The sequence below is a fragment of the Sorangium sp. So ce693 genome, from assembly GCF_051521375.1.
Lineage (GTDB): Bacteria > Myxococcota_A > Polyangia > Polyangiales > Polyangiaceae > Sorangium > Sorangium atrum.
The window spans coordinates 9,083,648-9,108,716 of sequence record NZ_CP150347.1; the positions used below are offsets into that span (position 1 = coordinate 9,083,648).

Sequence of the window (25,069 nt, forward strand, 5' to 3'; positions counted from 1 at the left end):
CAGGGGCGCTCCTCGAGGCGCGCCGTCGCAAAGCGGCGCCCGGCTTGTGGAGGAGCTCGCGGTCGAGCTCTATTCTCGAAGGAGCGCCCTCGTGAAAAACTCCCCGCTAAGACGCCGTATCACCTTTCTCTTTCGTCTGTCGTCGCTGGTCGCGTCGACGGCGCTCCTCTTCGCGAGCTGCAACGGCAGCGCCCCGCAGCAAGGGTCAGGCGATCCCTGCGAGAGCGCGCAGGACTGCGCGGACGGCGTCCCCTGTACGGTCGATCGCTGCGTCGGCGGTCGGTGCGAGTCGGAGGCGGACGACACCCGCTGTCCGGGCGGGCGCTGTGATCGGGCGAGGGGCATCTGCCTCGGCGAAAAGGCGTGCGCGACGCCGGCCGACTGCGTGGACGCGGATCCGTGCACCCAGGCAGAGCGCTGCGACGAGTCGCTCCGGCAATGCGTCTTCGAGGGGCTGGACGGCGATGGGGACGACGCGCTGCCCGTGATCTGCGGCGGCACGGACTGCGACGATGACAATCCGCGGAACGCCCCGACGCTCGCCGAGCGGTGCGACGGCGCCGACAACAACTGCAATGGCACGGCCGACGAGGGCGAGGACAGCGCCCTCTGCGGCGCCGACGATGCGCGCTGCGTGCGCGGGCGCTGCGAGTGCCCGGCCGGGCAGGGTTACTGTCCGCGCGAGTCCGCCTCGGGGTTTCACTGCATCGACGTTCAGTCCGATCCGGAGAACTGCGGCGCCTGCGGGGCGTCGTGCCCCGCGGACACGACCTGCGTGGGCGGGCAGTGCACGTGCCCGGGGGGCCTCACGCTGTGCGGGTCCGCGTGCGCGGACCTCTCCACGGACCGGAACCATTGCGGCGCCTGCGGCGCCGCCTGTGACGACGGGGAGAACTGTGCCGACGGCGAGTGCGCGCCGTGCGGCAGGCTCGACGAGCCTTGTTGCGGTGGCGTGCGCTGCGAGGACCAGTTCACCGAGTGTGGGCGAAGAGGCACGTGCGTCGCGAAGGCGTGCTCGGAGCCATTCGAAGCGTTGCCGGTCACGCTCCTGCCGCGGTGCACGGCCGAGACGTGGGCGTGCGTCGAGGCGTGCGAGGAGGACGGGTGCCTTCTCGATTGCCTCGAAGCGGACACCACACCCCCCCGCTCGTTCGCCGGCCAATCCTTCAACTGCCTCGACTGCATCAGCCACCAGATGGAGGCCTGCGCGGCGCAGACGACGTGCCGGACGACCCAGGCGGCGATGTACTGCTGCATCGAGGAGCGCTGCGGCGGGACCGTCGACAGCAGGTGCGAGTCCCGCTGCTCGTTCGAGTTCGACGAGCACAATAGCTGCCTCACCTTGATGGGTTGCGCCTACATCCTAGAGGCGGAGCAGCTGCTCTCCTGCTTCCCCTGAGGCGCCCTCGTGCGCGAGCAGCCACCGCTTCCTCTCCAGGCCGCCGGCATAGCCCGTGAGCTCTCCGCCGGCCCCGATGACCCGGTGGCACGGGATCACCAGACAGACGGGATTCCGGCCGTTCGCCAGGCCGACCGCGCGGGACGCCGACGGCTGGCCGAGAGACACGGCGATCTCGCCGTAACTCCGCGTCGACCCAGGAGCGATGCGCCGGACCTCCGCCCAGACGCGGCGCTGGAAGACGGTGCCGCCAGGCTCGAAGGGGACGTCCTTGAGCGCGCCGAGGTCGCCGCCCAGATAGGCCCTCAACCGGCCGGAGAAGCCGCAGGGATCCGCGGCGCTGTGGAGCGCGACCGCGCCATACCGCGCCTCCAGCAAGCGGCGGAGGCGCGGCGCGCAGTCCGCGAAATCCAGCGCGTGAATCGCGCCGCCCCCGGCGGCCAAGAGCATGACCCCCATCGGCGACTCCACCTCATCCAGCGAGAGATCCATCTGATACCTCCGTCTCTACGGGCCGCGCGCCCTGCGCGTCCGCCGTCCACAACAGCACCGCGGCGTAGGCGCGCCACGGGCGCCACGCCTCCGCCATCGCGGCGAGATCCGCGCCGGAGACGCCGCCGAGCGCGCGCCGCAGGCCGAGATCCGTCGCCGGAAACGCGTCCGGCTCGCGCAGCGCGCGCATCGCGATGTAGTGCGCTGTCCACGCGCCGACGCCAGGGACCTCGCAGAGCGCGCGCACCGTCTCCTCCAGGCCGCGCGAGGCGTCGAGCGCGACCTCGCCGGAGGCCACGCGCGCCGCGAGCGCCGTGATCGTCGCGGCGCGGGCGCGCGGCAGGCCGAGGTCCGTCAGATCGGCCGCGGCGAGCGCCTCGGGCGTCGGGAAGACGAAGCGGAGCCCCTCGGCGCCCTCGGGCAGGCCGCCGCGGACCGCGAGCGGCTCGCCGTGCCGCTCGACAAGGCGGCCCGCGAGCTGCGTCGCGGCGCGGACGCTCACCTGCTGGCCCAGGATCGCCCGCACCGCGAGCTCGAAGCCGTCCCACGCGCCCGGCACGCGCACGCCCGGCATCGCAAGGACCCGCGGGGCGAGCCGCGGATCGGCCCCGAGGTGCGCGGCGATCGCGTCGGGATCGGCGCCGAGGTCGAAGAGCCGCCGCAGCCGCTCCGCGCAGTGGATGAGCCCCTCGGTGCCGGGCAGCCGCAGCCGCGCGAGGAGGTACGGCTCGCCGGCCTCCGGGCGCACCTCGACGACGCCGTGCCCGCCGGCGACGCGCACCGTGCGGCGGTACGCGCCGGGCTCCGCCGACTCCACGCCGGGGATCGCGCGCGCCCCGAGGAAGCCCGCGAGCGCGCCCCAGTCGAGCGGCGGCCGGAACGGGAGGCGGAGCGCGATGTCCGGCGCGCCGCCCGCCCCTCCCCCGCCCCGCTTCGACACGGCCTTTCGCAGCTCGCGCGGCGAGCGCTCGTAGGCGGCGCGGATCGCGTCGTTGAAGCGGCGGACGCTCGAGAACCCCGACGAGAGCGCCACCTCGGTGATGGAGAGCGCTGTCTCGTCGAGGAGCTTCTTCGCGAAGAGCAGGCGCCGCGTCTGCGCCACCGCGAGCGGGGACGCGCCGACGTGCCGCAGGAAGAGCCGCCTCAGGTGGCGCTCGCCCACGCCGAGCCGCGCCGCGAGCGCCGGGGCGTCCGCGTCGTCGAGCGCGCCCTCCGCGATGAGCCGGAGCGCCCGCGAGACGAGGGCCGACGTGCCCAGCCACGCGGGCGTCCCGGGCGAGGCCTCGGGGCGGCAGCGCAGGCACGGGCGGTAGCCGGCCTCCTGCGCGGCGGCCGCCGAGGGGAAGAACACGCAGCGCTCCCGCCTCGGCGTGCGCGCGGGGCAGATGGGGCGGCAGTAGATGCCCGTCGAGCGCACGCCCGTGAAGAAGCGACCGTCGAAGCGACGGTCGCGGGTCTCGAGCGCGCGGTAGCACGCGTCCTCGTCGATGCGCATGCAGGCGTCGTAGCGCGGGTGCCGGCGCGGCTCTGGCGCTTTTCGGACCTGTGAGGGCGGACGGGCCCTGCCCCCCGGCCACCCCGGCTCGCCAGGCCGCCGCTGCGCGGGACGCGCGGGACGTCACGGAGCGCGCCGGCCCTGGGGGTCGCCGCGGAATGGTACGCTCGGCGCGGCATGAAGAGCGTGTTCGACACCCTTGCCGCCATGGGGCACGAGCAGGTGCTGCTCTGCGCGGACGAGCCCGCGGGCTACCGCGCGATCATCGCGATCCACAGCACCGCGCTGGGCCCGGCGCTCGGCGGGACGCGGCTCCTCGGGTACGCGAGCGACGAGGAGGCGCTGGTGGACGCGCTGCGCCTGTCGCGCGGCATGACCTACAAGAACGCGCTCGCCGGGATGGACGTCGGCGGCGGCAAGGCGGTCGTCCTCCGGAGCGGCGCGGAGCCGCTCGACCGGGAGCGGCTGTTCCGCGCGCACGGGCGCTTCATCGAGCGCCTCGGCGGCAGGTTCATCACCGGCGAGGACGTGGGCACCACCCCCGCGGACATGGAGCTCATCCGGCGCGAGACGCGCCACGTGAAGGGCCTCGCCGGCGAGGGCGGCGACCCGTCGCCGTGGACCGCGCGGGGCGTGCTCCGCGCGATCCAGGCCGGGGCCCGCCACCGGTGGGGCAGCGACGAGCTCGCCGGCAGGACCGTCGCGCTCCAGGGCTGCGGCAGCGTCGGCGGCCGGCTCGCGGCGGAGCTCCACCGGCTGGGCGCGCGGCTGCTCGTCGCGGACGTCGACCCGGATCGCGCCCGCCACGTCGCCGCCGAGCTCGGCGCCACCGTCGTGCCGCCGGGCGCGATCGCCTCGGTCCAGGCCGACATCTTCGCCCCGTGCGCGCTCGGCGGCGTCCTCGACGACCGCGCCGTGCAGGAGCTGCGGGCCGAGATCGTCGCGGGCGCGGCCAACAACCAGCTCCTCGAGCCGCGCCACGGCGACGCGCTCGCCGCGCGCGGCGTCCTCTACGTCCCCGATGTCGTGGCCAACGCAGGCGGCGTGCTGAGCGGCGGCGCGGATCTCTTCGGCTGGACCCGCGCCGAGGTCCACCGGCGCGTCCAGGCGATCTACGACACGGTCCTCAGGGTCCTCGAGATCGCGGCGAGCGAAGGCGTGTCGCCGCAGCTCGCCGCCGAGCGGCTGGCCGAGGCGCGCCTCCGGGAGCGCGCCGCGGCCGGGTGATCGCTACCGCGTCAGCGCTCCTGGTCCGGGCGCCGGCTCGGCGGCCGGGCCGTTCTTCAGCGCCTTCACCGACTCGACCATCAGCGACACAGCGAGCCCGATCAGCGCGAGCCCCACGACGCCGTTCATCGTCGTCGCGTTCAGCGCGAACCCCTCGGTTGCCACGGCGGCGAACGCGGTCCGCACCTGGAGGATGAGCGCCCACACCGTGATCGTCATGACGAACACCATCGGGATCGCCGTGTACCAGATGCGCCGCTTCTCGCGGTGCAGCCAGACGGTGACCGCGAGGAGCGTCAGCGCCGCGAGCAGCTGGTTGCTCGTGCCGAACAGCGTCCAGAAGTCGAGGTACGCGGGCCGCACGCCGGGCGCGGGCGGGCGCGCGGTCATGATGAACAGCGTGGGCGGCGCCAGCGAGATCGCGGTCGCGGCCGCGGACGCCGCGCGCCCCTTCCAGTTGAACAGCTCCTGGAGGATGTAGCGGCTGAGGCGCGTCGAGACGTCGAGCGTGTCGAACACGAACGTGGAGAACGCCATGGCGCCGAACGTCGCGGCGAACAGGAAGTGATCCTTGCCGATGATGACGGTGAGGAACCTGCCGATCCCGTCGCCGTAGATCTTGCCCGGCCCGGGCAGCTTCGTCCCCTGCGCCACGATGACGAGCGTCGCGAGCGCGATCAGCGCGACGAACGCCTCGGCCAGCATCGCGCCGTAGCCCACCGGGTGGGTGTGCGTCTCCTTCGAGATCTGCTTCGACGTCGTCCCCGAGCAGACGAGCCCGTGGAAGCCGGAGCAGGCGCCGCAGGCGATGGTGACGAACAGGAACGGGAAGAGCATGCCGGTCGCGCCGCCGGCGTTGAACGTGGTGAACGCGGGCTGCCGCAGCTCGAACTCCCCCGGATAACGGAGGTTTCCAAAGAAGATCCCGATCACACCGACCGCGAGCGCGATGTAGAGGACGAACCCGCCCAGGTAGCCGCGCGGCTGGAGCAGCAGCCAGACCGGCAGGAGCGAGGCGATGAGGCAGTAGACGAGGATGATGAGGCCGAACGCGCGCTGCGGGTTGTCGAGCGGCAGGACGAACGCGGTCGAGATCTTGGTGCCGAGCCAGACGACGCCGAGCGTCGCGGGCACGAAGATGAGCGTGGTGAGCCAGAGCGGCGGCTTGAGGTACTTCTCGACCACGCCCATGACGATGGAGAGGCCGAGGTAGGCGGCGCTCGCCGCGGCGACGGCGCCGCCGGGGTTGAACTGGAACGTGCCGCCCTCGAACTCCTCGGTCTTGCCGACGAAGGTGCTCGCCGTGATGTCCGTGAAGGCGACGATCACGTAGGCGAGCGCGAGCCAGATGAAGATCATCATCGACAGCCAGGCGCGCCGGCCGATGTGCCGCTTCGCGATCTCGGCGACGCTCTCGGCCTCATGGCGGACGCTCGCGATGAGCGCCGAGAAGTCGTGCACCGCGCCGATGAACACGACGCCGATCGCGATCCAGAGGATGCACGGGAGCCACCCGAACGCCTGGCCGGCGAGGATGGGGCCCGCGATCGGCCCGGCGGCGGCGATGGCGCTGAAGTGCTGCCCGAAGAGGTAGAACGGCTTCGTGGGGACGTAGTCCTCGCCGTCGTTCACCTTCACGGCGGGCGTCACGGCGCCGTCGTCGAGCGCGTAGTTGCGCGCGACGATCCTCCCGTAGAAGCGGTAGCCAAGGCACAGCACGACGATGACTGTCAGAGCGAGCAGCGGCAGCACGCGGCGGAGTATACGCGCCTTCCGCGGGCGACGGTGATCCTGCAAACGAAGGGGAAGGGCGGCGGTGGGTCGCCGGACGGGCGCAGGCCCCCGCCCATCACGGCGCTTGAAGCGTCCGGACTCGACGCCGAGCTACACCCCCTCGGCGGCGCCTCGGGGCTCCGGGTCGATGCAAGGCGCTACGACGCCGGAGAGCCCGATGGTGCCGGTCCGGAGGAGCCCCCTCGGGGACGCGCGGCCCTCAGAGGCTGGCGTTCATCGTGTCCCAGTAGCTGTGCAGGCCGCGGAGGTTGTTCCCGCCGTCGACGAACACCGTATCGCCGGTGATCCAGCGCGACTCCTCGCTGCAGAGGAACGAGACCACGGGCGCCACGTCGGTCGTCTCCCCGATCCGCCCGAGCGGCGTGCGCTCGAGGAACCTCTGGGCGCTGAGCCCCGTCGTGAGCCCGAAGTCGTCGACGAGCGGGGTCCGGATGAGCCCCGGCGCCACGACGTTCACCCGGATGCCGTGGCGCCCGAGCTCGGACGCGGCCCCCTTGGTGAGCTGCGCGAGGGCCGCCTTGGAGGCGCAGTAATGCGACAGGCCGTCGGTCGCCAGGACCTGGTTGATGGAGCTGATGTTGACGAAGGCGCCAGGCTGCTTCGCGGCGATGAGGCCGCGGGCGACCGCCTTCATGAAGAGGAAGGGGCCCTTCAGGTTGATGTCGATGACGCGGTCGAAATCCTCCTCCGGCAGGTCCGTCAGGAGCGCGAGCGTGGCGATCCCCGCGTTGTTCACGAGGATCCCCGGCAATCCGAACGCCGACGTCGCCGCCTCGACGGCGCGCGACACGTCTTCTGCGCGGGACGCGTCGCCCAGGAAGGGCAGCGCGCGCGCCGGGCCGTCGGCCGCGCGGTTCAGCTCCTCGGCAGCCGCCTCGACCTTCGCCGCCGTCCGGCCGAAGAGCAGCACGTTGCTGCCCCGGCTCATGAGATCTCTCGCGATCTCGAGGCCGATCCCCTGGCCAGCCCCGGTGACAATTGCGCTCTTGGAAATAAGCTTCATCTCGACCTCCGTGGATGCGGAAAGCAAATCTGACGTCCTCGATTGCCTAGCAGAACTTCGGCCGGCCGAGCGCCGATCTCGCTCAGGCCGTCAGCATCATCGGCGCGCGCACCTTCGCGGCGATCTCCTCGCCCCGGAGCCGCGCGACGAGCGCGAGCGCGAACGCCATCGCGGTGCCCGGCCCCTGGCTCGTGACGAGCAGCCCGTCCTCGACGACCGGGCTCGCGAGGAGCTGGCCGTGCGCCGACACCACGTCGTTCACGGACGGGTGGCACGCCATCCTGCGGCCCTGGAAGAGCCCGTGCGCCGCCAGCGCGATCGGCGCGGCGCAGATCGCCGCGACGACCCGGCCCGCCTGCGCCTGCGCATGAAGGCGCTCCCCGACGGCCGGCGAGCTGGCCAGCCGGTCGGCCCCGCCCTTGCCGCCCGGGAGGACCACCACGTCGAAGTCGCCCGTCACCGCCGAGAGATCGGCGTCCGGCACGAGGCGCACGCCTCGGCTGCAGCGCACCGGGCCCGGGCCATCGAGCCCGGCGAGGACGACCTCGACCTCGGCGCGGCGCAGGACATCGACGATGATCGTCGTTTCCATCTCCTCGGCTCCCTCGGCGAGGATCACGAGCGCTCGCGGCGTCTTCATGAGCGTCGGCATGGGGCCGCGGGCCGCCGGATGCAAGCCGGACGCACCCAGGACGCCGAGGGGCGCAAGCCGGACGCAGGCTGAGCGAGCGGATGCAAGCGAATGCGAGCAGATGCAAGCCCATGCATGCAGATGCAAGCCCATGCATGCAGATGCAAGCCGCGCGAGCGCGTGCGCGCGCCGGCGGAGACAGGCGGCGCGGAAGCCCCTTTGCCTGGGCACGGCGACGCGCTAGGAGCGGGGCATGGCGGAGCCGTCCGACGATCCGTTTGGCCTCTCGGGGCAGACCATCGAGGGGAAGTACCGCGTCGCCGCCGTCATCGGCGACGGCGGGTTCGGCGTCGTCTACCGCGGGATGCACGAGGGCTTCGGCGAGCTCATCGCGATCAAGTGCCTGAAGCTGCCGGCCTCGCTCGACGCCGCGGAGCGGGACGCGCTGCTCGAGACGCTGCGGGGCGAGGGGCGGATCCTGCACCGGCTGTCGCGGGCCACCTCGGGCATCGTGCAGGCGCTCGACGTCGGCGCGTTCACCACCCAGGCCGGCGTGTGGGTGCCCTACCTGGTGCTGGAGTGGCTCGAGGGCCAGACGCTCGGGCAATACCTCCGGGAGCGCCGCGAGCGGGGCGAGGCCGGCATGTCGATCGCCGAGGCGATCCAGCTGCTCACGCCGGCCGCGCGCGCGCTCGCCGTCGCGCACGCGCACAAGGTCGCGCACCGGGACGTGAAGCCGGCGAACCTGTTCCTCACCCAGGTCGGCGGGGCGCGGACGCTGAAGGTGCTCGATTTCGGCATCGCCAAGGTGCTGTCCGATCACCCGACGTTCACCGAGGCGCTCGCCGCGACCCGGCAGGGGCCGAGCGCCTTCACGCCGCGCTACGGCGCGCCCGAGCAGTTCAACAAGGCCCGCGGCGCGACGGGCCCGTGGACCGACGTGTTCGCGCTCGGGCTCATCTTCGTCGAGCTCGTGAGCGGCAGGCGCGCGCTCGAGGGGGACGACCCCACGCAGCTCTACGTCGCCTCGGCCGACCCTGCGGTGCGCCCGACGCTGCGCGCGCGCGGGCTCCCTGACGCGCCCGAGGCGATCGAGCGCGTGCTCGACAAGGCGCTCGCGATCGAGCCCAAGCACCGCTTCACGAGCGCAGGCGAGTTCTGGGACGCCCTCTCGGCCGCGGCGCACGGCGAGCGCGCGGGGTCCTTCGCGGGTCGGGGCGGTTCCTCCCCGGAGCACGCGGCGGGGCAGTCGACCGCGGAGTACGCGGCAGCGCAAGGGCTCGGCGTGGCCGTCGGGCCGAGCGAGCCGACGATGCTCGCCGACGCGCACGCGCCCGCCCCGGCGCGGCCTGCCGTCGTCAAGGTGAGCCAAGGCGCGAGCGGGCCGCAGGCCGCCGGCGCGAGCGGGCCGCAGGCCGCCGGCGCGAGCGGGCCGCAGGCCGCCGGCGCGACGGGCGGCGCGGCGCCTCGGGCGCGAGACGGGGCCGGCGCGCTGGCGACGGGGGGCTCCAGGACCGCGCAGGTCGAGGACTCCATGATCGAGACGGTCGCGCCGGCCAGACCCCCTGCGGCCGGCGCGGCCCCGCATCCCGGCGCGGCCCCGCACCCCGGCGCGGCCCCGCACCCCCAGGCCGCGGCGGGCGGGCCGCCGCACGCCACGCCGCCGCCGCCGCACGCCGCGCCACAGCACCGTCGCAGCACCGCGCGCGCGGCGCTTCCCTGGTTCGTCGCGGCGCTCGTGCTCGGGGGCGCCGGCGCGACGGCGTATGTCCTGACGCGGGCGCCCGACAAGAAGCCGGCGAAGGCGCCGGCCGCGCGCACCACCGCGGCATCGTCCGCCGGGCGTACCGCGCCGGCCGCGGCGGGCGTGCCGGCGCCCGCCACCGCCGCGCCGACGGCGAGCGCCTCGGCCGCGGCGCCTTCCGCCGAGCCCGCCGCGCCTGCGGCGCCGCCGGCGGACATGGTCTTCATCGGGCCCATCTCGACCACGATCGGCGCCGCGGGCGAGGCGCGCCAGGTGACGCTCACCCGCGGGTTCTACATCGATCGCAACGAGGTCACCGTCCGCGCCTACCGGGCCTGCATGCAGCAGCGCATGTGCTCCACGGCCGATCACGTCTCGCTGACGCCCGAGCTCCTGCCCGGCGCGCAGGCGCCGACGACGCCGGAGGAGCAGCGGGAGGTCGAGCTCTGGACGCGGCGCTGCAACGAGCCCCGCAACGCGACCGGGCACCCGATCAACTGCGTCGACTACTCCCAGGCCGAGAGCTACTGCCGCTTCCGCGGCCGGCGGCTGCCCACCGAGGCGGAGTGGGAGGTCGCCGCGCGCGGCGCGGCCGGCCGGGCGTTCGTCTGGGGCGACGAGGCGCCGGCCTGCGAGCGCGCCTGCTACGACCGCAACGAGGGCTGCCTAGCGCGCGGCGCCGACGTCTCGACGTGCGCGTCCGGCGCCCACCCGAGCGATCGCACCCCGGAGGGCGTCTACGATCTCGCCGGCAACGTGTCCGAGTGGGTCTCGGACGGCCTCGTCTTCCCGCCGCCCGGCGGCGAGAACCCGCAGGGCGACCCTTCTTTCCCGCTGAAGGTCGTGCGCGGCGGGAGCTTCCTGGACGGCCCCGAGAAGCTCTCCGCCACGTACCGCACCGCCGCGGCGCCCGTGACGGCGCACGCGTGGATCGGCTTCCGCTGCGCCATGGATGCGCCGGCGCAGGACGGCGCCGCCGCACAGCCGCCCGCCCCCGCGCCGCAGGCTGCGCCGGCCGAGCAGGGAGCGGCGGCGCCCTGAGCTGAAGCGCTGAGCCCTCGTCCTCCCGCGCGGCGTGGCCGGATCCGGTGCCGTGCGTCCACGGATCACCGATCCGACAGGGCCCGCGCGGGGCGTTTAGCCCGATTCCTGAGCGCTTTTTCTGGATCCTGGGTAGATCAATCTGGTTCCCAGAGTCGATTCTCTCGATGTGGCTTCCGATCACCTGGATCCTAGAGAATCAATTCTGAACGGAGCTTTCATTTAGCCAATATGCAGAGTTAATTTTCTAGATTCCGCCTAGATTTAGTTAGTTTCCTGGCTGAGATGCCTCGGTGCCGCTGATCCCGGGGCCCCGCCAGGCCAGCGCCGAGCCGCCGCCCAGCTGACCGACCACGACGAGATCCGCTCCAAGAGCGTCGAACAGAACCTCCCGTCACCACGCAATCGAGGAGCTACTACTTCGCCCAGAGGACCGAGAGGTCGAGCTCGATCGCCTCGAAGGTGGCGACGCGAACGCGGGCGGCGTCGCGGTGGATCGGACCGCGCTCCCAGCTTCGACTGGACACGAGAGAGAGCACATCGAGCGTGCGCGCGATCGGGTCGACCAGCCACGCGTACCGCACGCCCTCGCGCGCGTAGATCGGCATCTTCTCCGCGCGGTCGACGTCCTCGGTCGACGGGCTCAGGACCTCGCAGATCCAGTCCGGGGCGAGCGCGAAGTACGCCGTCTCGGGCAGCTCGGGCATGCGCTCGCGGCGCCAGCCGGCGAGGTCGGGCACGAGCGCGTCGATCTCGCCAGGCGCCATCGGGTCGGGGGAAAGAGCGAGCCGGTCGGAGGGGGATGCGCCCCTGGAGGCCCGGACGGAAGCGCTGCGCGGAGGGTTACTCCAGCTCGATGAGCCCGCAGGCGATGCGGCCGCCGGCTTGCGGGTCTGCCGCGGCGTGCACCACGATCGCGTACTTCGTCACGTCGGTGGCCTCGTCACCACCGACGGTCCAAATATCGGTCCCGCGCTTGACGCTATGCGTGCCCTTGCCAGCCTCATCGCACTCGAAGCTGCCGAGCCCTTCGCCGTTGGGGATCCAGTGGGCGCCCGCAGCGTCACCGTTGTTCTCGCAACTCTTGTTCTGGTGGATGTGAGCGGAGTGCTCGCCGGCAGGGCAGCCGGACACCGTGATGGTGAGCGTCACCTCCTCTCCGGCCTGCGTGAACGTCGCAGTCCCGGTCAGACCGCTCGAGTTCAACCCCTGGAGCTCCGCCTCGGCCCGCAGGGACTCGCCGCCGCCACTCCCGCCATCGCCACCGCCACTCCCGCCATCGCCGCCGCCACTCCCGCCATCGCCGCCGCCGCTCCCGCCATCGCCGCCGCCGCTTCCGCCGTCACCGCCGCCGCTTCCGGACGCAGAGGTGCTCGTCGAAGCGTCGCCGCCGCCCGAGCCGCTCGCGGCCGACGTGCTCGCGCCGCTGCCGGAGCCAGCGGACGACTCACCGTCATCCCCGCACGCGGCCAAGAGAGCACTGGCACCAAGGGCGATCAACGAGAGCTTCAACCATCGTGACATAAGTCTCCTTTCCTCAGCGCGACCCGAGCGGGCAGGCAATTGCCCCCGGATGCGGCCAAGCCATCGAGGGGACCAGTATGTCCCAACACGGCGAGCGTCCAAGCAGCTTTGCTACAAAAATCACGCATCGATCGACTTTTCGGCGGGGGAATTGCGCTGATGGTAGAAAGATATAGTCCTGCTTCCCGAGCTCGGCGCTTGAGCTCGCCGTGAGCGCTATCCAGACTTGAGCGCCCCGGTGAAGGAGGCTGTCCTGGCAGCGAGGCGATCGCAACCTGCGCCGCCCAGCGATAGCGCATAGGTAAAGGAAGCGCCCGCCGCAGTACCGGCCGAAGATCGCGGTGTCGATGGTCTCGGGGCTCGGAAGGCTGGCAGGGTTCGGCCAGCTCGTGTCGTCGTCGCGATCGACGACCCCGGCGGCCAGGCATGCCCCGCCGCGCTCGTCGATGCCCAGGTCGCAGGCGTCGCCGGTCTGATTGCCGTTCAGGTCGAGGATCGAGCGAGCGAACCGATCTCACCGGCGTGGAGCTCAGCCAGCGTCAACCCGCAGCAGGATTGACCTCGCGGACGCCAGGTTCCTAGGATGCCTGGCCCCTGAAATTTCAGGAGGGCCATCCATGACATTCATCACGCTGGCACATTCCTCGGGCAACCGCCCGCCTCTTTACATTCGACCTCTCGCCATCGAATTTCTATTACAAGAGGAGAAGGGAACGCTCCTCAATGAACTTCATGGGCGACGCTACCTGGAAAGTCGCATGGCCGAATCCTTGTTAAGCACCATCCAAGGAGACGACCCATTCGCAAAAATTCCATTCTCAAAGAACTCGATACGCACATGGGGACATATTCGACTCAGCGCAATCGAGTACATCACGAGCATCAACGACGCAACGACGGTCCACACGTCAAGCGGCCGAGATTACATGGCCGCAGAGTCGCCGAGCGAGTTGATGGCCAGGTTCCCCGACGAGACATTCGATTGCATGCACAGCAACGAGGGACAAGTCATTTACTTTCGTCGCGAGCGATTGCTCGGAGCGTCTCCCCTCGAAGACTCGCCCACCTACGTTTACACCTTCGACAGCCGGGAGAGCGTGCACAGCGACCAGCTCGAGCCGAACTGGACGACGAACATGACAGTCGCTCAGGTCAAAGGCGGTCGAGCATTCTTCCGGGCGAACCGGATAAAAGGATTCCGGACGGACCGAAGCGGAACCATTGAATTACACGGCGCAGTCAAGCTTGCAGGCCTACCGGCCGAGGCTGTGCTGAAAGCATGCCCGATCGCGCACCCGGTGTCTTTCGCGCAATGCGCCGCCGGACAAGGCGGATCGGAACATCGATACGATTGGGTGCTGGATCGGGACACGATCCACGCGATTGTCCCGAGAAATCCGGGGTTAGGCCTGGACACCCACATCGGCACCCCATTTCTAGGCCTCGACACGGTCGATCCGATCGACAAACTCGTAGCTCAGCTTGATTTGACGCCATTCATTCGACTGACTCGCAACTCGGACGGACGCGGCACGAACGTTCCATCAGACTACAACAGGCAGCATCCGTGGGCCTACTATCGTCCGGAATCTATTCTGGCCATGGAAGCGAGAGGCCATGGAACAGCAATCACGACGAGCAACCATTCGCATGTCGTCGACGAAACACCGGAGAAAGTTCTAGGCTCATTCATTCATCCAGAAAAGCGATAGAACGTTCTACGCATCTGGCAGAGGCAATGGGATCATCGATCGCCTTGCACGCCGCCACCGTCCACGATGGAATTGCGGCGCTGGCGCGTGCCGAGCAGGGATCGCGCGGACATCGTCGTCCCATCAGTTCTGGTGAGCGCCGAAGCGCTCGATCCCCTCCGAAATGTGTCCGCTCGCCTGGTACGGCCAGACGTCTGGCCGGGATCGCCGCCGAGCAGCCCACGGGCTCGCGGTGGAACGCCCTACCACAGGCCGAAGCTCGCCTCGATCGCGTCGAACTCCGCGAAGTCGCCGCGGTTGGCCTCCTACGCGCCGCCCTGCGGCGTGAAGAGGGAAGAGCCCCATGAACCGCTCCGCGTCGGCTCCCAGAAGAACGTGCCGAGCCCCCTGCCGTCCGGCAGGTCGCGCATGTTCTGATTGGCCTTCTCCCTGGGCGCTTGACCCCCCCGAGGCGTTCCGGGTCTCCTCCGGAGGCGACATGCATCCCCGGTTCGATCCGAGCACGCTGGACAGCCCGGTCCCGAAAGGCTACTTCGCCCGCACCCACCGCCAGATAGATCCCGACGAGACGCTGCGCCGCGTGCGTCGCTTGATGCCCGTCATGGGCATCACCGTCGCGAGCTCGAACGGCCTGGCCTCCGGCAACGGCGTGCTCGAGGCGATCAGCCACGGTCTGTGCGAGGCGGTGGAGCGCGACGCGACGACCCTGTGGCGGCAGCGCAGCCCGGCGTCGCGCGCGGCCACCCGGATCGATCTCGACAGCATCCCGGAGGGAGGCTGCCGCGAGGTCCTGGACAGGTACGAGCGCGCGGACGTCGCCGTCGGCGCGTGGGAGATCACGTCGGACGTCGGCATCCCCGCATTCTTGTGCAAGATCTGCGACCGACGCGACAACGCCCTGCGGAGGCTCGGCGTCAACGAGGGGATGGGCTGTCATCCCGTGCGCGAGATAGCGCTGCTGCGGGCGTTGACCGAGGCGGCCCAGAGCCGGCTCACCCAGATCGCGGGTTCGCGCGATGACCGCTACCCCAGCCAGTACGTGCGGCAGCGCGACCCGAACATCACGGCTGCCGCACGCGAGGAGCTCGGGCGGCCCGGCCCGAGGGCTGGCTGCGCGAGAACGGCCTTCGCGCGGAGGAGTTCGCGCGCCTCATGGAAAGCGAGACCCAGGTCGTGGCGGTGCAGCGCTGGGCGGCGCCGCACATCAGCGCGCACCTCGTGGACCAGCTCCGCCTCGACGACCTGTAGGTGCGGCTCTGGACGCGCGCCCGCGACAAGCAGCGTTCGCTGGAGGAGGCCGGGCTCGCCGACCCCGACCTGGCCACGGCGCCGCTGTCCCGAGAGGGGCTCCTCCGATGGTACGTCGCGTCTTCGACACATCGAGGGCCCGGGGCGAGCCGCTGCTGGCCGAGGAGCCGAGCAAGCCCGCAGAGGACCGCTCGTCCGCCCGGCTGAAGGCGGTTTACACGACCATCGAGATCCACGATCCCAGGAACGCCGATGGCTCGCCCGCAGAGACGGACGGCATCATCTCCGCGTCGGTGCGCCCCGAGACCGACTGACAGGCCCGCCGGGCGCTTCGGGCGCGGCGCATCGCCCCGTGAGATCCCGCGCCGGCGCGCCCGCGGCGACCACTCGCTTCGACTTGGACACTTTTCTCGTGAAGCTCGCCGACATCGTTGCCTCGACGAGGGCCGGCCTACGGAGGTCCGGCCAGAAGCCACTCTCGACGCAACGCGATCGGGTCGTTCGTCCGCATCTTCTAGATCCAGGGAGAGCTCCGGGACAGGCCACGTCCACCCAGCCGCCGCGATGATCCTCAGCCAGCCACGCGCAACGCCAGCGTCGCTCCCTCAGCGCTCGCCAGCCGGGCCAGCAAGCGCTCCTTCACCGCAGCCCATTCGCTCGCCAGGATCGAGAACAGCACGCTGTCACGCAGGCTGCCGTCGGCGCGCCGCATGTGCGACCGCAGCACCCCCTCCCGGGTCCCGCCGATGCGCTGGATGGCGGCCTGGGAGCGCAGGTTGCGGACATCGGTCTTCAGCTCGATGCGCTGGCAGCCGAGTTGCTCGAAGCCATGCGTTAGCTGGAGCAGCTTGGCTTCCGTGTTGACGCGGGTGCGCTGCCACGCTGGCACGATCCAGGTGCCGCCGACCTCGACGGACGGCAGCGCGGCGTCCACCCGGCGAATGCTGGTGCCGCCGATCAGCTCGCCCGTCGACGCGAGGCGGGTTCCGAAGGAGATGGCTTCTCCGCGGGTCTGCATTGCGAGCGCAAGGCGGATGACCTTCTCGACGTCCGCCGCATCGCGCATGGAGTAAGGGATGAACCGCCAGACGTCGGGAGCGGACAGCGCGGCCCGCTTGATCTCGGGCAGCTGATCTTCGGACAGGGGCTGGAGCACCACGGCTTCGCCGCGGAGCGTGCTCGGGGTGAGGTGCATGTGGGTTCTTTCCGGGAGGCCGACCCCACCAACGAGCCGCGCCTCTCCCGGATGTCTAGCGCAGGCTGGTTGCAGCATTTCGTCCAGATGTGCGTTTATACTTCGACCAGATGGGTCCCTCTCCGAAGCCGCGCAGCGCCGTCTCCCGCGACGGTCGGCGCACGCGCTGGGTGCCCGTCGCGCAGGCGCTGCGCCGGTCGCTGGCGAGCGGCAGCCGCGTGGCGGGCGAGCTGCTACCGTCCACGCGCGAGCTGGCGAGCACCTATGGGGTGCACCGGCAGACGGTCATGGTGGCGCTGGACGCGCTATGCGCGGAGGGGCTGCTGTGCGCGGAGCCGCGCCGTGGCTATCGCGTCGCCCCTCCCGAGCCCGGGCCGCCTGCGCCGCGGCACGAGGAGCGCAGCGCTGCGCGCTACCAGTTTCGCGTCGTGCGCGAGCCCGGGCCGCCCCCCGCGGCGCTCGGCCAGGTGCGGTATCCGCTGCACGCCGCGACGCCCGATCCGGCGCTGTTGCCCCTGCGCGAGCTTCGGGCATCGTACGCGCACGTGCTCGCGCGGCGCGGTACGAGCGCGCTGCATGCTGCCGACGTGGACGGCAATCCGGCGCTCGTGCGGGAGCTGCTCGCCTACTTGCGGCGCGCGCGGGCGGTGCAGTTCGAGCGCTTGCTGGTCACGTGCGGCTCGCAGGAGGGCATCGCGCTCGCCGCGCACACCTTGCTCGGACCCGGCGACGTCGTGGCCGTGGAAGATCCAGGGTACTTCCCCGCCTGGCGGGCGTTTCGAGCGGCGGGAGCCGAGGTGGTGCCCGTCCCGGTGGACGCGCGAGGCCTGCACGTCGGCGCTCTCGAGCGGCTGCTGCGGCGGCGGCGCGTCCGGCTCGTGTACGTGACGCCGAATCATCAGTATCCGACCACGGTCACGCTCTCGGCGCCGCGCCGCCGCGCGCTGCTCGACCTCACCCTCGCGCACGGCGTGCCCATTCTCGAGGACGACTACGATCACGAGTACCACTATCGCGGCGAGCCTCAGCCTCCGCTCGCCGCCAGCGCGTCGGCGCCGCACGTCCTGTACGTCGCCAGCCTCTCGAAGCTGGTCGCGCCGGGCGTTCGCGTCGGCATGGTGTGCGGCAGCAGCGAGCTGCTCGACGTGCTCGCGCGGCAGCGCCAGAGCAGCGTCAGGGCGGGGGACGGCGTGACCCAGGCAGCGCTCGCCGATTGGATCGCGGAGGGAGGCTTCGAGCGCCACGTGCGGCGTGCCCGGCGCGCCTACGCCGAGCGTCGCGACGCCGCGCTCGAGTCGCTGGCGCGCGCGGCGCGGAAGGTCCCTCTCGAGGTCACGCCTCCCGACGGAGGCCTGGCGGTCTGGACGCTCTGGCCCCGGCACCCGATCGTGGAGCTGGCGCGCCGCGCCCTGGTACGCGGCGTCGCCGTCCTGCCGGGCCCGCTCGCCACCCTCGAAGCGAGCAGCGCGGGCATGCGGCTCGCTTACGGCCGGGTCAGCCCCGCGCAGTTCAGCGCCGCGGTGAGCATCCTGGTCGACGAGGCAAAGCGGATGTGATCGGTGGCTCCCGAGGCACTCACGTGCTGAATTCCTGCATCTCCGTACGACGAGCCTACGGTTCGCTCGAAAGAAGAGGGCTTACCTTCATCGTCAGGAGGGGGATAATCTCTCGGATCTTGGGGAGCTGCGTTCTATGCGCCGGGAAGACGAGGTGGACCGGAATAGGGCCGCTCGACCAGTCCGTGAGGACCTGGGTGACCTTCCCGCGGCGGATGGCTTCCCGGATGAGGTTCTCGGGGACGAAGCCGATTCCCTCGTGGGCCTTCATCAGCTCTTCCATCGCCCCGAACGAATTCGTGCTCGTGGTGATCCTCGGTTTGGCTTTGGCCTTCAGGCCCGAAGCCGTCTGCAGGTTCCAGACGGTTTCGGAGCCGGCCTTGTCCGAGGAGAGAAAACCCAGGCACGAGTGCGCGCGCAGATCCGCCGGACCGGTGATCCGGGCGGACTGCCGCAGGTATTTCGGGCTCGCCACCAGGATCAAACGGCCGAGGCCCAGCCTCTTCGCCCTGAGGCTCGAGTCCTTCAGGTGGCCTCCGCGGATCGCGATGTCGACGCGGTCCCGATGAAAATGGACGAGATCGTTCGCGATGAGGATCTCGACGTTCATCTGCGGAAATCTCTTTCGGTACTCGACCACGGCCTCGGCGATTTCCCGCGAGGCGAACTCCGCGGGACAGGCGAGGCGCAACGTTCCGCTCGGCTGCGCCTGAGCTCCGTGCGTCTCATCGAACACGTCGACGAGCTGACGGACCGCGGGCGCGCTCTTGTTGAAGTACTCTTCGCCCGTGTCGGTCAGGCGCAGGCTTCGCGTCGTCCGCGTGAGCAAGCTCACGCCCAGGGCCTTCTCCAGGGCGGCGATCCGGTCGCTCACCGTGGAGGCGGGCATTTCCAAGCGCTTCGCGGCCTCGGTGAAGGAGCCCGCGGTGACGACCTCGACGAAGATCCTCGCGGCGTTCAGGTCCAAGCTCATCATCCGCTGCCCCGTACAGACTATCCGGATTGTCCGACCTGGTCAACTTCGTTCGCCGCGACGATAATGGAGCCAACCGGAGACGACACATGAAGAAGATCTTGGCGCCTGATGCCCTGGAGCAGCTCTTCACCGAGGCGCGCTCGTATCACGATTGGACGGACCAGGACGTGACCGAGGACGATCTCAAGACCATCTACGAATTGTTCAAATGGGGATCGACATCGGTGAACTCGATGCCGGCCCGCTTTCTCAACATCCGCTCGAACGAAGCGAAGGAGAAGCTCTACCCCGCTCTGATGGAGACGAACAGACGTCAGGTCAAACGCGCCCCCGCGACGATCATCGTCGCCTACGACGAAAAGTTCTACGAACGGCTCGACGAGCTGTGGCCCGCGTTTGACGTCAAACCGTACTTCACCTCGAATCTCCAGATGAGCCACGAGACGGCTTTCCGGAACAGCTCGCTGCAAGGGGCTTATCTCATGCTGGCCGCACGAGCGCTCGGGTTCGACGTCGGCCCGCTCTCGGGATTCGACAATGCGCTCGTCGACGAGCTCTTCTTCAAGGGCACCTCGCTGAAGTCGAACTTTATCTGCATGATCGGCCACGGAAAACCGGAAGGGCTCTACCCGCGCGGCCCCCGGCTCGATTATGAGACATCAGTGAAGACAGCTTGAACTTCGATTTTTTCGCACGCGAGCTGGTCGGTGTGTAGATGGGCGCGTAGGCCGCCGGAAGCTTGGCCCACGGCGCAACGTGCACCGCGCCGGCTCCAGCAGAAGCAACAGAGGCGGCACCCGAAGCCGACATGGCCCCACGACCGGGCGGCGCTCGTGCCAGCACGCACCAGCCCCTTCGCCTCCGCCCCCGGCGGGGCCGGCTTCACGTACGATGGCGAGCGCCATGAGCAACCCGGAGATCGAGGCAGCGCTCGCGCTCGCGCGCGAACGCTGGGAGAAGATGTTCCCCGTCGAGGACGAGCGCGCGAAGCTCGCGAGCTGGGATCCGCCGCACTTCGTGCCGGGGCTCGGCCTCGTGGCGGCGTTCAGCCTCTTCGAAGCGCGCACGAACCGAGGGCCGTCCGGCGAGCTGATCGTCGTGCCGCTCGCGCGGATGGGCGAGCCCGCGGCGGCGCTCGACGAGCTCGCCGCGACGCTCGAGGGGCTCAGGTCTCGCGGCGTCGCCTCGCAGCTCGACGCGCCGCTCGAGGCGACGGTGGGCCTCGCGCCGGCGCGTTACACCGAGGGCATGTTCGCGACCGACGAGCTCGGGGCGCGCCGCCGCGCCGAGGCGCTCGCGTCGATGAACGCCCGCTTCGAGGCCGTGGCCACACGAATGAAAGAGGTCTATGGCCTGCGGCTGCCGCGCTACCTCGCGACCTTCGCGGCGTTCTGGCGCAGCCTCGACGACATGGAGCGGCAGGGGATGAGCCACCTGGGGCGCTCGCCGGGCGGGATCATGATCTGGTTCGAGGACGGCGGGCTCGAGCGGAAGACGCGCGGCAGGCTCGACCCGCGGCTCGAGTGCCGGTTCCGCGCCGACCCGCCCGAGCTGGTCACCGTGATGTGGGGCGACTCCGACGGGCTGCACCATGGCCTGTGGTACGACGACCCCGCGGATCCGCCGACGTGCATCGCGCACAACTACGCGCGCGACTCCGCGGAGACCTGGAGAGACAGCGAGCCCACGCCCCTCGCGGTGCTCGCTGCCCGCGCGCGCGAGCTCATCTCGAGCCCTGACGAGGAGGAGCCGGCGCCGCTGCAGGTGTACGCCGCGCTCGCCGCCATCGAATGGTTCGAGGAGGCCGACCGCAAGGCCCTCGCCGAGGACCCGCCCGCGGAACGCTGGCTCGAGGCGGATCGCATCCCGACCCTCGGCACGTTCGGGCCCGCGCTGCCGCCCGGCGCTGGGAGCATCCGCGTGGGCTCGCCCGACGAGCGCGTGAAGGCGTGGAAGACGCAGCCGCCCCGCGTGCAGAAGTGGATCGAATCGGCGAAGCGCGATTGCGCCGAGGGGCGGCCCGCGGCGGCGCTGACGTTCGGGCTCGACCTGCACTGGCTCGATAAGGAGGAATACCGCGACGCCGCGCTCGAGCTGCTGGTGATGGCGTACGAGAAGCTCGGGCGGCGCGCGCACGCGGAGACCGTGAAGGTGCATTATGCGCACCGCGATCTCCGGAGCGTGGGGGTGTTCCTCCGGCCGGGCGAGGAGGACGGCGCACCTTAGCGCTGCGAGCCGCTCCGAAACGCGCGGGGCGCGTCGCCCGCGGGACAGGCGTGCTGGCGAGGCCGGCGGTCATCCGGACATGCTGACGGCCTGCCGGCCGGCGATGCGATCGAGCAAGCGATCCATCACGTCTCGGATGACGTCATGTCCGACGCCATGGTGTCGAACAATGCGGTGAATGTTCACGCGACCCCGCGCAACGAAGGCCGCGGAGGCCGAGAGGACCATGCGATCGACTTGGAGATTCGGAGCCGCCCTCACGTGCGGGATCGTGGCGCTGCCCGCGGGCGTCGCGTGGGCGGCCAGCACGCCGTCCTGGGAGGCCGTTCCCTCGATGATCACCCCCCGGGCCGAGCACTCGGCCACGGTGCTTCAGGACGGCCGTGTGCTCGTCGTCGGTGGATTCACGGAGGTGGACGACGGGTCGCCGGACGCAGCGCGCACGGCGGTGGGCCTCGCGGCGGTCGAGATCTACGACCCCGCGACCAGGACGTGGTCGCCTGCGGCGCCGCTCTACCAGGGTCGGCACGGTCACGCGGCCGTCCTCCTGCCGGACGGACAGGTCCTCGTGGCGGGCGGCCGGATCAGACGCGAGCAGAGCGGGACAGAGCTCAGCTCGGCGGAGCTGTATGACCCGACGAACGACACCTGGACCAAGGTGGGGTACCTGGCCAAGCCCCACCCCGCGCCCTCGATGGTGCTCGTCGACGGCAGGCCCGTGCTGGTCGGCATGGCCTGGTCCAACTCGCTGTTCATCGACGAGCTGAACGCGGCCGTCTACGACCCGACGTCGCGCTCCTGGACGGAAGCGGCCTTGTGCCGCGAGTCGACGATCAACCCGGTGAGCGCGACGCTGCTCCATGACGGGCGGGTGATGTCGGTCGGGAGCAGCTGCAGCATCTATGACCTGGAGACCCGGCTCTGGACCAACGAGCGCAGGCCTGTCCTGTCGACGTCGAGGTACAGGTACCCTGACGCGATGACGCTCGCGAGCGGCGGTGTCCTTGTCACGGGAGGCACCCTCTCCGGTCCCGACCCGGCGGTCCACGCCTTCTCGCAGGTCTACTTCCCCCGGGAGGACCGCTGGGCGGCGACGTCCGGGTCCTATGCTCCGGCCTCGTCGTGCGGGACGGCCCCGAGCTCGAGCAGCATCCGGGGGACGCGCACATCGCTGCTCCCGAGCGGGAAGGTGCTACTGACCGGAGGCCTGGAGACCTGCGGCACGTACACGTTCTACGGGACGAAGGCGCTCTTCGACGAGGCGACCCTCGCCTGGTCGAGCCTCGACCTGGAGTCGCCGGCCACCCTGGCGCGCGCGTTCCACTCCTCGACGCGCCTCGAGGACGGCAGCGTGCTCCTCGCCGGCGGGTACGTCGGCGCCACGACCCCGACGGCGTCGGCCGTGCTCTTCCACGAGCGCTCGCCGCTCGGCGCGGGCTGCGCGACGGACAGCGACTGTGGCAGCGGCTCCTGCGCGGACTCGGTGTGCTGCGACGCGCGCTGCGACGGCCCCTGCGACGCCTGCGCGGCCGCGTCGGGCGCATCGCAAGACGGCGCCTGCACGCCGGTCACGGGCGCCGCCTGTGACGACGCGGACGCGTGCATCGCGGGCGGCGTCTGCGAGGCGGGCGCGTGCGTCGGGGGCGCGGCGGCGCCGGACGGGACGCCATGCAGCGACGGCGACGTGTGCTCGACGGCGAGCGCCTGCGTGGCCGGCGCCTGCGAGGGGTCGAGCCTCGCGGTGTGCCTGCCCGCCGACGAGTGCCACGAGGCGCCGGCGTGCGACCCCGCGGCCGGGTGCGCGGCGCCCGGACCCGCGCTGCCGGACAGCACCCCCTGCGCTTTCCCGGGCGCCGAGGATCGGTGGCAGGAGACGGCGCGGATCGACGCCTCCATCCTCCCCGGGTTGCAGACCACGGTGCTCCTGGACGAGACGGTCCTTGTCATCGGCGGGGCCCCGGTGCCCGGCCGGAACCAAACTCGGCGTGTCTGGACTCGCTACGATCCGAGCACGGGCGCGTGGGCGCCGACCGCGACGATCGACGGCCTGCGGAGCGCGCAGACACCCACATTGCTTCCGGACGGGACGGTCCTGGTGATCGGCGACAGCCCGTTCGTGAGCACCGACTTTGGCCCTGCGCCGACGAGGCGATTCGACCCGGCGACGGGCGTGTGGACGCCGGCCGCGTCCACGGTCGCGCCGCGCTTCTTTCACACCGCCACGCTGCTTCAGGACGGCCGGGTGCTCGTCGCCGGCGGCGACAAGCCCGGCGGTGCCGGTGGTGTCCTGGTCGAGGTCTACGATCCGGTCGCGGACACGTGGACCGCGAGGGCGCCCATGAACGTCGCGCGCCAGAACCATTCGGCGACGCTGCTCCAGGACGGCCGGGTCCTCGTCGCGGGCGGCGCTGACGGGTATCCCCCCGAGAGCCCGGATCACCACCTGACGAGCGCGGAGACGTACGATCCGGCGACCGACACGTGGACGCCCGTCGCCTCGATGCGCTGGGCTCGCATGCGGCACACGGCGACGCTGCTTCCGGACGGCCGGGTGCTGGTGGCCGGAAGCTGGGGTACCGAGAGCGGCAAGACGGTCGAGATCTACGATCCTTCGAGCGATACGTGGACCTCGGCGGCGGAGATGACGACGGCGCGGAGATCTCCTGGAACGGCGCTCTTCGCGGACGGTAGGGTCATGATGGCGGGCAACTCGCATGACGAAAGCGACGGCGCCCTCGCCGCCGAGCTCTACGATCCGGCGAGCGACACCTGGGCGCTCGGGCCGGCGCTGGACGTGATGGTCAACGACCACGCGACGGCGCTGCTCAACGATGGCCGTGTCCTGATCGCCGGCGGCAACGCCGGTTCTGTGGTTGCGCCTTACCAGAAGATCGACCATGCGTGGCTCTACGTCCCGGCGCAGCCCGCGTCGCGCGGGGCGTGCCAGGCGGGCGCCTGCGTGCCGGGTGGAGACGGCACAGGCGGAGACGGCGCGGGCGGCGGCGCGAGCAGCGGTACGGGCGGCGACGGCGGGGCGGGCGGCACGGGCACAGGCGGTGATGGCGGTGGGATCAGCGCTGGCGTCGGCGGCGACCCAACCAGCGGTGGCGGCGGCGCGAACAGCGGTAACGGCGGCGACCCAACCAGCGGTGGCGGCGACCCGACCAGCGGTGGCGGCGGCGACCCGACCAGCGGTGGCGGCGGCGACCCGACCAGCGGTGGCGGCGGCGACCCGAACAGCGGTGGCGGCGGTAGCGCAACCGGCAGTGCCAGCGCCAATGCAACGAGTGGCGCCGGCGGCGATGCGACCAGCGGCGTCGGCACCGGCGCACCCGCCGGTGGCGGTGGTGAAGGCGGCGCTGCCACCGGCGGCGACGGCGGAGGTGCCAGCAGTGAAGCTGGCGCCACATCCACCACGACCGCCGCCGGCGGCGATGACGCCAGCAGCGCCGGCACCGGCGCAACCGGCGCGCAGAGCAGCGGCGGCGGCGACCTCCCGAGCGCAGGAGGGGGCGGCGGCTGCCACATGACGCCAGGCAGCCAGGGCGCGCCGGCCTGGCTGCTCGCCCTCGGGGCGCTCGCCACCGCGCGGCTGCGCCGGCGCCTCGCGAGGTCCAGCCGCACCTGAGTGGCGGCCGGCGATTCAACCCGGGCAGTGATGCAAAAGTGGTGCGCCCCGCGTCGCCCGCCCCGGCGCCCGCTGGCGCGATCGCCATGGAGGCGCACGCGCCACGATCGAGCTCGTCAGACGTCCACGTCCTCGAGGCCGCGCGCCGCGTCCGAGCCCGCGCCGCATCCGCCCTCAC

At 71.3% G+C, this 25,069-nt stretch carries 17 protein-coding genes and 2 pseudogenes; 10 read left to right on the forward strand and 9 right to left on the reverse strand.

The window, feature by feature from the left end:
- The first annotated feature begins 385 nt into the window (after positions 1–385).
- Positions 386–1,399 (forward strand): MopE-related protein, encoded by a 1,014-nt coding sequence (locus WMF14_RS33890; protein ID WP_437792971.1) that lies wholly within the window; start codon positions 386–388, stop codon positions 1,397–1,399.
- On the opposite strand, the gene WMF14_RS33895 is transcribed toward WMF14_RS33890, so the two are convergent.
- A complete protein-coding gene (locus tag WMF14_RS33895; protein ID WP_437792972.1) occupies positions 1,364–1,891 on the reverse strand; it encodes a methylated-DNA--[protein]-cysteine S-methyltransferase in 528 nt (175 codons plus the stop codon). The genes WMF14_RS33890 and WMF14_RS33895 overlap by 36 nt on opposite strands.
- Entirely contained in the window at positions 1,872–3,386 is a 1,515-nt protein-coding gene (locus tag WMF14_RS33900) for an AlkA N-terminal domain-containing protein (RefSeq protein ID WP_437792974.1), read from the reverse strand. The genes WMF14_RS33895 and WMF14_RS33900 overlap by 20 nt, the downstream gene beginning before the upstream one ends.
- 177 nt (positions 3,387–3,563) lie before the next feature.
- On the opposite strand from WMF14_RS33900, the gene WMF14_RS33905 reads away from it, so the two are divergent.
- Positions 3,564–4,613, forward strand: coding sequence for a Leu/Phe/Val dehydrogenase (locus tag WMF14_RS33905; RefSeq protein ID WP_437792976.1), 1,050 nt, complete (start codon positions 3,564–3,566; stop codon positions 4,611–4,613).
- 3 nt (positions 4,614–4,616) lie between these two features.
- On the opposite strand, the gene WMF14_RS33910 is transcribed toward WMF14_RS33905, so the two are convergent.
- The 3 genes from WMF14_RS33910 to WMF14_RS33920 all read right to left on the reverse strand — a co-directional run bounded on the left by WMF14_RS33910 (position 4,617) and on the right by WMF14_RS33920 (position 8,050).
- Entirely contained in the window at positions 4,617–6,365 is a 1,749-nt protein-coding gene (locus WMF14_RS33910; protein WP_272095153.1) for a carbon starvation CstA family protein, read from the reverse strand.
- A gap of 241 nt (positions 6,366–6,606) precedes the next feature.
- Complete coding sequence (locus tag WMF14_RS33915; RefSeq protein ID WP_437324151.1) at positions 6,607–7,410, reverse strand: SDR family NAD(P)-dependent oxidoreductase; 804 nt, start codon at positions 7,408–7,410, stop codon at positions 6,607–6,609.
- An 82-nt stretch (positions 7,411–7,492) separates the two neighbouring features.
- The gene (locus WMF14_RS33920; RefSeq protein ID WP_272095156.1) at positions 7,493–8,050 is read right to left on the reverse strand and encodes a DJ-1 family glyoxalase III; all 558 of its coding nucleotides are present in this window, start codon (positions 8,048–8,050) and stop codon (positions 7,493–7,495) included.
- 244 nt (positions 8,051–8,294) lie between these two features.
- Between WMF14_RS33920 and WMF14_RS33925 the strand changes: the two genes are divergently transcribed.
- A complete protein-coding gene (locus WMF14_RS33925; RefSeq protein ID WP_437792979.1) occupies positions 8,295–10,826 on the forward strand; it encodes an SUMF1/EgtB/PvdO family nonheme iron enzyme in 2,532 nt (843 codons plus the stop codon).
- A gap of 416 nt (positions 10,827–11,242) precedes the next feature.
- On the opposite strand, the pseudogene WMF14_RS33930 reads toward WMF14_RS33925, so the two are convergent.
- Both WMF14_RS33930 and WMF14_RS33935 read right to left on the reverse strand, forming a co-directional pair.
- Positions 11,243–11,602: pseudogene (locus tag WMF14_RS33930) on the reverse strand (Uma2 family endonuclease); the annotation flags it as partial.
- A 67-nt stretch (positions 11,603–11,669) separates the two neighbouring features.
- Complete coding sequence (locus WMF14_RS33935) at positions 11,670–12,350, reverse strand: superoxide dismutase family protein (RefSeq protein WP_437792980.1); 681 nt, start codon at positions 12,348–12,350, stop codon at positions 11,670–11,672.
- 617 nt (positions 12,351–12,967) lie between these two features.
- Here WMF14_RS33935 and WMF14_RS33940 point away from each other — a divergent pair.
- From WMF14_RS33940 to WMF14_RS33950, 3 genes and pseudogenes are all read left to right on the forward strand, one after another.
- Positions 12,968–14,062 (forward strand): hypothetical protein, encoded by a 1,095-nt coding sequence (locus WMF14_RS33940; RefSeq protein WP_437792981.1) that lies wholly within the window; start codon positions 12,968–12,970, stop codon positions 14,060–14,062.
- Positions 14,063–14,663: 601 nt separating this feature from the next.
- A pseudogene (locus tag WMF14_RS33945) lies at positions 14,664–15,059 on the forward strand (YcaO-like family protein); the annotation flags it as partial.
- Positions 15,060–15,417: 358 nt separating this feature from the next.
- Positions 15,418–15,624: a hypothetical protein gene (locus WMF14_RS33950; RefSeq protein WP_437804453.1), complete on the forward strand. Its 207-nt coding sequence runs from the start codon at positions 15,418–15,420 to the stop codon at positions 15,622–15,624.
- Positions 15,625–15,881: 257 nt separating this feature from the next.
- Here WMF14_RS33950 and WMF14_RS33955 read toward each other — a convergent pair whose 3' ends face one another.
- Positions 15,882–16,505, reverse strand: a complete 624-nt coding sequence (locus WMF14_RS33955; RefSeq protein ID WP_437792982.1) for a GNAT family N-acetyltransferase — start codon at positions 16,503–16,505, stop codon at positions 15,882–15,884.
- 110 nt (positions 16,506–16,615) lie between these two features.
- On the opposite strand from WMF14_RS33955, the gene WMF14_RS33960 reads away from it, so the two are divergent.
- The gene (locus WMF14_RS33960) at positions 16,616–18,061 is read left to right on the forward strand and encodes a PLP-dependent aminotransferase family protein (RefSeq protein ID WP_437792983.1); all 1,446 of its coding nucleotides are present in this window, start codon (positions 16,616–16,618) and stop codon (positions 18,059–18,061) included.
- Positions 18,062–18,116: 55 nt separating this feature from the next.
- Here the strand turns inward: WMF14_RS33960 and WMF14_RS33965 are convergent, their stop codons facing one another.
- Positions 18,117–19,037 (reverse strand): LysR family transcriptional regulator, encoded by a 921-nt coding sequence (locus WMF14_RS33965; RefSeq protein WP_437792984.1) that lies wholly within the window; start codon positions 19,035–19,037, stop codon positions 18,117–18,119.
- Between the two features lie 86 nt (positions 19,038–19,123).
- Between WMF14_RS33965 and WMF14_RS33970 the strand changes: the two genes are divergently transcribed.
- From WMF14_RS33970 to WMF14_RS33980, 3 genes are all read left to right on the forward strand, one after another.
- Complete coding sequence (locus tag WMF14_RS33970) at positions 19,124–19,714, forward strand: malonic semialdehyde reductase (RefSeq protein WP_437792985.1); 591 nt, start codon at positions 19,124–19,126, stop codon at positions 19,712–19,714.
- Between the two features lie 226 nt (positions 19,715–19,940).
- Entirely contained in the window at positions 19,941–21,263 is a 1,323-nt protein-coding gene (locus WMF14_RS33975) for an ADP-ribosylation family protein (protein ID WP_437792986.1), read from the forward strand.
- Between the two features lie 226 nt (positions 21,264–21,489).
- Positions 21,490–24,891, forward strand: a complete 3,402-nt coding sequence (locus WMF14_RS33980; RefSeq protein WP_437792987.1) for a Kelch repeat-containing protein — start codon at positions 21,490–21,492, stop codon at positions 24,889–24,891.
- The last annotated feature ends 178 nt before the right edge of the window (positions 24,892–25,069 follow it).